A 7,481-nucleotide genomic window follows, 5' to 3' on the forward strand; every position below is an offset into this window, starting at 1 on the left:
AGCTTCGCGGCAGGTTTAGCCAAAGCCTACCCCAGCCCCGCAAAACGTCATACCTACGCCGAAAACGGAGAATGCGATGACCATCCAAATCGGTGCCAAACCCTGCGAAAATGCTGAAACCGTGCTGCTGCCGGGCGACCCTTACCGTGCCCGTTGGGCCGCGCAAAACTATCTCGAAAACCCGGTGTTGGTGAACGAGGTGCGCGGCATGTTGGGCTATACCGGCACTTGGCGCGGCCACCGGGTGACCATCCACGGCACTGGGATGGGGATGCCGTCGCTGTCGATCTATGCCAATGAATTGATGAAAGATTATGGCGCACAAACCCTGATCCGCATCGGTTCGGCAGGCGCTTTGCAAACCCATGTCAACGTCCGCGACGTGGTTCTGGCGCAAACCGCCAGCACCTGTGGCAGCCCGTCGCAAAGCCTGTTCCGCGAGTTGAATTTCGCCCCCTGCGCCGATTTTGGCCTGCTGACCGCCGCCCATAAAGCCGCCCTCAAAATCGGCACTCCGGTGCATGTCGGCGGGATTTTCTCATCCGACACGTTCTATGACGAACGGCAGGATCTTTCGGATCAGTTGCAGCGCCACGGCACGCTCTGTGTCGAGATGGAGGCCGCTGAACTTTACATGCTCGCCGCCCGATACAACCGCCGCGCCCTCGCCGTGCTGACGATTTCCGACCACATCCTGACCCATGAAGCCCTGCCCGCCGACCAACGCGAAACCAGCTTCGGTGCGATGGTCGAGGTGGCTTTGGAAGCGGCTTTTTCTTAAACCCGCGCCCCCGCCACCTGCAAAAACCGCGCCGCCCGCTGCACCGCCGAGCCCGGCCGCATCGGGCGCGCTGACCACAATCGCAAGCCCCCCGGCAGCGTCACCCTTTGCGCAAACGGTGCCACCAACGCCCCCGCCGCCAGATGCGAGGCAACCAAAGCCTGATGCGCCATCAACACCCCGGCCCCGCCCGCAGCCTCCTCCACCGCCAGCGCATACAGCGAAAACATCGGCCCACGCGGGGTGAAATTCACCCCCGGCATCGCCACTTCCGCCCAAATCCGCCAATCCTGCGCCCAACTCGCGTCGGTCAGGCAGGTCACCCCTGCCAGATCCTCCGGTCGCTGCAATTTCACCGCAAGTGACGGAGAACACACCGGAAAAATCACGTCCGGCGCGATGATCTGATCGCCCTCACCGTAGAACAGGCTCAGATCATAGGGCGCGCGTTTGAGGTTTGGCGGGGCTTCCATCGCGGTGATCGAGATTTCAATCTCGGGTGCCGCCGCGCGCAAGGCAGGCAGGCGCGGTGACAGCCACAGCTGCGCAATCGACGGCAAGGTCGCGATATGCACCACGCGGGGGGCTGCTTCGGCACGCAAAACCTGCACCGCCGCCCCCAAAGCATCAAAGGCCAAAGTGAACTCTGGCAACGCCCGCGCCCCCGCCGCTGTCAGCGCCACACCGCGACCAGCGCGCGAAAACAACGGCGATCCCAGTGCCGCCTCCAGCGTTTTGACATGGGCCGTCACTGCGCCCGCCGTCACGCCCAATTCGCCAGCCGCCAGCGCAAAACTTCCCAATCGCGCAGCCGCCTCAAACGCACGCAACGCCGACAGCGGCAGGTCTTTTGGACGGGGTGGAGCAACAGCCATGCTATCCCTAACTTTTCCAGCCTTAGTTTTTCTAACCCTAACTTTCCGCAATTCTGATTTGCCCGCAAGCCTCCACTCTGGTCTGCTGCGACAAAAGGAGATCGCCATGCCCCATCTTGCCCGCCGCCCTTGGGTTCCCGCACCTTGCGAAGCCCTGATCCAACGCCTTGCCACCGACGCGACCGCGCCCACAGCACAGGTCGCAAACCGGATCGAAGCGCTGATCCAAGCCAATGCTCAAATCCATGATCAGGATTGCTTCAACCTCAACCCCGCCACCAACATCATGAATCCTCGCGCCGAAGCCGTGCTGTCGCGGGGCCTCGGCAGCCGCCCATCCTTGGGCTATCCCGGCGATAAATACGAAATGGGGCTGGAGGCGATTGAGGAAATCGAAGTGATCGCCGCCGAACTCGCCGCCGAGGTTTTCCAAGCCAAATATGCCGAAATCCGCGTAAGTTCAGGCGCTTTGGCGAACCTGTATGGCTTCATGGCGCTGACCAAACCCGGCGATGTGATCATAGCACCCCCGGCCACAATCGGCGGTCATGTCACCCATCACGCGGCTGGCTGTGCGGGACTATACGGGCTGATCACCCACCCCGCCCCGGTCAATGCCGACGGCTATACCATTGATCTGGAACAACTTCGCAGCCTTGCCCACAAGGTCAAACCCAAGCTGATCACCGTCGGCGGCAGCCTTAACCTGTTCCCGCATCCAGTCGCTGAAATCCGCGCCATTGCCGATGAGGTTGGCGCAAAGGTGCTGTTTGACGCGGCCCATCAATGCGGCATCATCGCCGGCGGGCTTTGGGCCAATCCGTTGCACCAAGGCGCGCATCTGATGACGATGAGCACCTATAAATCCCTCGGCGGCCCCGCAGGCGGGCTGATTGTGACCAATGATGCCGCGATTGCCGAGCGGCTCGATCACATCGCCTACCCCGGCATGACCGCGAATTTTGACGCCGCGAAATCAGCAGCTTTGGCGCTGTCGTTGCTGGATTGGCGCGACTTTGGCGCAGCCTACGCGCAGGCGATGGTCGATCTGGCGCAGGCGCTTGCCAAAGAACTGACCGCCCTAGGCTTGCCGATCTTTGCTGCAGACAAAGGCAGCACCCAAAGCCACCAATTCGCGATTGAGGCGGCGAGCTTTGGCGGCGGTCAGACCGCCTCGAAAACCCTGCGCAAAGCCGGTTTCCTTGCCTGCGGCATCGGCCTGCCGATTGCAGAGGTTCCGAATGATCTGAACGGCTTGCGCATTGGCACACCCGAACTTGTCCGTCGCGGGGTCACCCCGCAACACGCCCCCGCCCTCGCCGCTCTGATCGCCGAAGGCCTGCGCTCGAACGCACCCGAAGCGCTCGCCACCCGCACCGCTGCATTGCGGCATAACTTCCAAGGCCTGCACTATATGCACCCTTGACCTAACCGATTCGTGGGCGTCTATTGCGATCCCCTCAGCAGGAGACGCCCATGAAAACCCGCAAACTCGGCCAAAACGGCCCGACTGTATCCGCCATTGGCCTCGGCGCGATGTCCTTCGGCGGCATCTTTGGCAATACGGATGAGGCTGAAAGCCTGGCCTGTCTGGATGCGATGCTGGACCAAGGCATCAGCTTCATCGACACCGCCAACATCTACGGCATGGGCATTTCGGAAACCATCATCGGCAAATGGCTGACCACCCGCCGCCCGACTGTCATCATCGCCACCAAAGCCAGCTTTGTCTCCGGTCCGCCGCGCCGCATCGACAATTCGGAAGCCCATCTGCGCGCCGAGCTTGAGGCCTCGCTGAAACGGCTGAACCGTGACCATGTTGAGCTGTTCTACATCCACCGCCGCGAACATGCCCGCCCCTTGACCGAGGTGATAGGCTTCCTGTCGCGGCTGATCGAAGAGGGCAAAATCGGCGGCTATGGCATGTCGGAAATCGCCCCCGACACCCTGCGTGCTGCCCATAAAATCCATCCCTGCACGGCGGTGCAGAATGAGTATTCGCTGTGGAGCCGCCAGCCCGAACTGGGCATGATCCAAGCCTGCAAAGCGCTTGGCGTGGCCTTCATCCCGTTTTCGCCGCTGGCGCGCGGCATGCTGGGCGATACCCCCCTCGCCAAGCCCTCCGACGGTTTTCGCAGCCAGAACCCACGCTTCACCGAGCCGAACTTCAGTGAAAACACCCACACGATCAACGGCTTCCGCGCCTTCTGTGCGGCGCGCGGCTGGACAACACCCGCCACCGCGCTCGCATGGACACTGGCGAAAGGTGATCATCTGATCCCGATCCCCGGCACCCGCAAGGCGGAAAACCTGAAGCAATGGGCGCAGGCCACCGAGATCACGCTGACCGACGAAGATCACGCCGAAATCGACCGCCTCTTGCCGCCCGGCTTCGCTGCGGGCGACCGCTACGGCGATCACCAACTGCTGGCGATTGAGCGGTACTGCTAGAACGCCCTAAAGGATCATCCTCTGCGGGCAAATATCCGCAGGGGGTTTGGGGGGCGGCACGCCCCCCGACTAGACTGCGCCATGACTGCGGTCATAGCCATTCGCCCGTGCCGGATGCCAGCCTTCGGGCAAAGCCAAAGGCTTGAACACCTCAACCAGCAACGGATAACACGCCGCCTGATCCGAGGAGTGCTCCGAGGAGCAATCGCCGCCCGGACAGGCCGACAAGCCGCCGATCAGGTCCATCGCGGCAAAGAATTCGATATAATCCCCCGGCCGCACCGGGCTGGCTTTCATGAAATACTGCCCGGTGTCGCGGGTGAATCCGGTGCACATGAACACGTTCAGCACGTCATGCACATGCGCCTCGGCCTGCCACAGCGGCAGATCCATGCGCGCCGCCAGTGCCCGCGTCAGGTTGGAATGGCAGCAATGATGATACTGCCCGCCCGACAGCAAATTGCTGGTGTAGGGGTCACAGCGGGTGCCAATCACGTCATGCACCGCCCCGCCAAAGGCATCGAAGCCATACCAGTCCAGCGTATCCTCGGTGATCAACGCCATCTCGCGCAGGTAAGGCAGCGCTGACCACATCCGATCGCCCGCCGACAGATGCGTGCCATGCAAGGCACGGGTTTTGCCCGAGAAAAACCGCTCAGTCAGATCGGCAGCGTTCCACAGATTGAGGTCACCCACCTGCGGCCCTTCCACGCTGGTGATGCGAAAGAAATGCCCGGCGGGCACGTCAAAACAGCGTGCGTCTCGTGCGGGCACCCGCACTTCGGCGACCTTACTCCACCCCTTCCGCGCCGCCAGATAGGGCGCCAGATCGGGGCGCGGCAGGCCCTCGACCGGGTAACAGATCACCGGGGCCACCGCTTTGCGCGCGGCTGCATCGGCGGGGGCCATATGGTCAGGCTGGTCCGGTTTCATCGCACTCTCCCGCTTCGTGTCAGCACGCCAAATCCCTCCAGCTCAAACCGCACGCAAACATTGCCTTGGCTCCCGGCCCCGGATCACAGACCGCACCACAGGCGGCGCAGTGATAACGGCTCGGCCCCAACCGCCGATCCAACCGCCACCGACAGCTGCGCGTCAGGGTAGAGTTGCGGCGCGCCAACCAGCCATAGACAAACACCGCCACGACCAGAAGCAGCAATAACAACGGCATACGGCTTCCTTTTCTGCTTGCAAGTCAGCATGGCTTAAGCCGTCGCGCCCTGCAAGATGCTCGGCTCCACCCGCAGACGATGGCTCGGGAACGGGATCGGCGCCACCCGCAACTGCCGCACGCGTGAAAACTCGGCCGGCATCCGCAGCACGGCATATTGCCGACCATCTTCATCATTGCGATAGGTTTCCCCCAACCGCGTCGCCTCATAGCCAATCTGGCGCAACGCGCGCATCAACGTCATCGAAGACAGGCAGATCAACTCCTCCCCGCCATGTGCCCGGGTGATCTCAACCAACCCGTCGACGATTGACGTCAGACATTCCTTGCGCTCCGCTGCGGTCGTCAACTGATCCGAGATCACCAACCGGGTGCATTCCCAGACATGCGGCGTCGCGATTTCCACCGACATCACATGCGACGGGATATGCGGCAGCTTGCCCGAATAGGCATCGCGCAGCATATAGGTGTGCGCCCCCCAAGTTGCCGTGGTCGCCATCGCCCGCGCGCCTCCTACAACCTGGCCGTGTTTTAGAACCAGTGAGTAATGCGCCACCGGTGTGTCATATTGGTCCATCTCAACCGTGGCATTATGCGGCACATCCCAGCCGAGTTGATCGACAAACACCTGCTTGCGCAAAGCCAAAAAGTCGTAAAATGCCGAGCCATAGCGATGGAAATCGGAGAAGTCGAAGCGGATATTGTCCATAGGGGTCCCCTAAACATGCTGAATCGTTTCAGATGCAGCAACAATACCCCGGAAGTTGTATTTACGGACAGCCCGCAAATTTAGAGCGACTATCGCAATACTTAAAATTTGCTGGATTATCAGCAGTGCTTAGAGAATCCGCCGCGCTGCCGCAATCGAGGCCGCTTGGGATTGTGTCTTTGCCCCAAGCTTACGCTTGACGTTGTTCAGACGCGCCTTGACCGCACTTTCCGAGATTCCCAGACGCGCGGCAATTTGTTTCAGCCGCAACCCCTCGGATTGCAGTTTCAGCGCCTCTACCTCGGCATTTGTCAGGCTTTTTTCATCTTCGGGGCCCGCGTGCAGCTGCTGCATGATTCGCACCAGCCCATCCATCTCGGCATCTTCAAAATCGCGATCATCGCGGAAAAACAGCCCGTAGCTGCGCCGCCCCTTGTCTTGCGGCGTCATCACCGAGACCGCAGCGCCATGACCCAGGCCAAACACCGCCGCATGGGCGCGCACCTGGTGCGGATCGGTCGCGGCCATTTCCGAGAACCGGATGCCGCCCACGTTGCCATAGACCCAGCGCATCGCCGGATCCTGCACCACTAGCCCGTGGGTTGTGTAAAACTCCACCCAAATGTCAGGCAGATTGTTCATCTCCTCCTCAGGAAATGAGAACCCAACGCGCAACGCGACATAAGAGCCAGCCGGGGCTATATGTTGGATCTGATTTTTCATTGCCTGCAGAAGGGTCATATGCTCAAAACAGTTGCCGAGGGCTCCACCAAGTCATAGCCTCGTCCCGTAGACATTGCCCGGATAAAGTGTAAATCGCAACATCTAGCATCCAAAGGGTGAGTGATCGTGAAGGATATGACGAAGGTAGCCGCAGTCACAGAACGGCTGGCCCGACTGCAGGCGATCTGTGACAGCGGTTTTGCTTTGGCAATTCACATCCGCTACACACGCCCGACGATTTTGTACAGAACCTACCAGCAAGATTGGATCGACCACTACAGCGAGCGCGGTTTCATGCTTAGCGATCCGGTGGTGCATTGGGGGCTGACGAATATCGGCGCGGTGAACTGGGCCGATCTGACCGATCAAGACCCGCAAGGCGTCATTCGCGATGCGCTGGCGCATGGGCTGCACAACGGCTGGACCTATGCGACGGGGCCGCAAGCCTCGCGCACCATCGCCGGGCTGACCAAAAGCGGCGCAGATTTCACCCCCGCCCAGCGGGCCGAGGTCAGCCAGATCGTCGACACCTTGCACGCGCTGACCGATGGCTTTGAGACCTTCTCAGCCGATATCCAAGCGGCCCTGCTGGCGCTGAGCTCCAGTTAAGACGCGCGGTTCAGATGACAAAGGCGCGCCACTACGGGCGCGCCTTTGCTCATTTCAGGTTCTGCGCAGGGCTTAGACCACCCGTTCGACCATCATCTTCTTGATCTCGGCAATCGCTTTGGCGGGGTTCAACCCCTTCGGGCAGGTCTTGGTGCAGTTCAT

The 7,481-nt window shown here is 61.1% G+C and carries 8 protein-coding genes and 1 pseudogene; 4 read left to right on the forward strand and 5 right to left on the reverse strand.

The window, feature by feature from the left end; all coding sequences use genetic code 11:
- Positions 1 to 76 precede the first annotated feature (76 nt).
- Positions 77 to 781 (forward strand): purine-nucleoside phosphorylase, encoded by a 705-nt coding sequence (gene deoD, locus U1A24_RS02385; protein WP_322320392.1) that lies wholly within the window; start codon positions 77 to 79, stop codon positions 779 to 781.
- Here deoD and U1A24_RS02390 read toward each other — a convergent pair.
- Positions 778 to 1,656 carry a LysR family transcriptional regulator gene (locus U1A24_RS02390; protein WP_322320393.1) on the reverse strand — a complete coding sequence of 293 codons (879 nt, stop codon included), beginning with the start codon at positions 1,654 to 1,656 and terminating at the stop codon, positions 778 to 780. The two genes, deoD and U1A24_RS02390, sit on opposite strands and share 4 nt — an antisense overlap.
- Before the next feature lie 106 nt (positions 1,657 to 1,762).
- On the opposite strand from U1A24_RS02390, the gene glyA reads away from it, so the two are divergent.
- On the forward strand, positions 1,763 to 3,082 hold the full coding sequence (gene glyA / locus U1A24_RS02395) for a serine hydroxymethyltransferase (protein ID WP_322320394.1): 1,320 nt from the start codon (positions 1,763 to 1,765) through the stop codon (positions 3,080 to 3,082).
- 50 nt (positions 3,083 to 3,132) lie between these two features.
- Entirely contained in the window at positions 3,133 to 4,107 is a 975-nt protein-coding gene (locus U1A24_RS02400; protein ID WP_322320395.1) for an aldo/keto reductase, read from the forward strand.
- Between the two features lie 69 nt (positions 4,108 to 4,176).
- Here the strand turns inward: U1A24_RS02400 and U1A24_RS02405 are convergent, their stop codons facing one another.
- From U1A24_RS02405 to U1A24_RS02415, 3 genes are all read right to left on the reverse strand, one after another.
- The gene (locus U1A24_RS02405; RefSeq protein ID WP_322320396.1) at positions 4,177 to 5,040 is read right to left on the reverse strand and encodes an urea carboxylase-associated family protein; all 864 of its coding nucleotides are present in this window, start codon (positions 5,038 to 5,040) and stop codon (positions 4,177 to 4,179) included.
- A gap of 272 nt (positions 5,041 to 5,312) precedes the next feature.
- Positions 5,313 to 5,987 (reverse strand): acyl-homoserine-lactone synthase, encoded by a 675-nt coding sequence (locus tag U1A24_RS02410; protein WP_322320397.1) that lies wholly within the window; start codon positions 5,985 to 5,987, stop codon positions 5,313 to 5,315.
- Positions 5,988 to 6,116: 129 nt separating this feature from the next.
- Positions 6,117 to 6,629, reverse strand: a complete 513-nt coding sequence (locus U1A24_RS02415; RefSeq protein WP_322320398.1) for a helix-turn-helix transcriptional regulator — start codon at positions 6,627 to 6,629, stop codon at positions 6,117 to 6,119.
- A gap of 216 nt (positions 6,630 to 6,845) precedes the next feature.
- On the opposite strand from U1A24_RS02415, the gene U1A24_RS02420 reads away from it, so the two are divergent.
- Positions 6,846 to 7,319 (forward strand): autoinducer binding domain-containing protein, encoded by a 474-nt coding sequence (locus U1A24_RS02420; protein WP_322320399.1) that lies wholly within the window; start codon positions 6,846 to 6,848, stop codon positions 7,317 to 7,319.
- A 72-nt stretch (positions 7,320 to 7,391) separates the two neighbouring features.
- On the opposite strand, the pseudogene U1A24_RS02425 reads toward U1A24_RS02420, so the two are convergent.
- Positions 7,392 to 7,481 (reverse strand): annotated as a pseudogene (locus U1A24_RS02425) (succinate dehydrogenase iron-sulfur subunit); the annotation flags it as partial.

Source organism: Cypionkella sp. (assembly GCF_034376685.1).
Taxonomy (GTDB): Bacteria; Pseudomonadota; Alphaproteobacteria; order Rhodobacterales; family Rhodobacteraceae; genus Cypionkella.

Excerpts from the sequence above, each read along its gene's own strand:
- U1A24_RS02410 (WP_322320397.1), bottom strand. The coding sequence starts at position 5,987 with ATGGACAATATCCGCTTCGACTTCTCCGATTTCCATCGCTATGGCTCG.
- U1A24_RS02390 (WP_322320393.1), bottom strand. The coding sequence starts at position 1,656 with ATGGCTGTTGCTCCACCCCGTCCAAAAGACCTGCCGCTGTCGGCGTTG.
- U1A24_RS02415 (WP_322320398.1), bottom strand. The coding sequence starts at position 6,629 with ATGAACAATCTGCCTGACATTTGGGTGGAGTTTTACACAACCCACGGG.
- glyA (WP_322320394.1), top strand. The coding sequence starts at position 1,763 with ATGCCCCATCTTGCCCGCCGCCCTTGGGTTCCCGCACCTTGCGAAGCC.
- U1A24_RS02400 (WP_322320395.1), top strand. The coding sequence starts at position 3,133 with ATGAAAACCCGCAAACTCGGCCAAAACGGCCCGACTGTATCCGCCATT.
- deoD (WP_322320392.1), top strand. The coding sequence starts at position 77 with ATGACCATCCAAATCGGTGCCAAACCCTGCGAAAATGCTGAAACCGTG.
- U1A24_RS02420 (WP_322320399.1), top strand. The coding sequence starts at position 6,846 with ATGACGAAGGTAGCCGCAGTCACAGAACGGCTGGCCCGACTGCAGGCG.
- U1A24_RS02405 (WP_322320396.1), bottom strand. The coding sequence starts at position 5,040 with ATGAAACCGGACCAGCCTGACCATATGGCCCCCGCCGATGCAGCCGCG.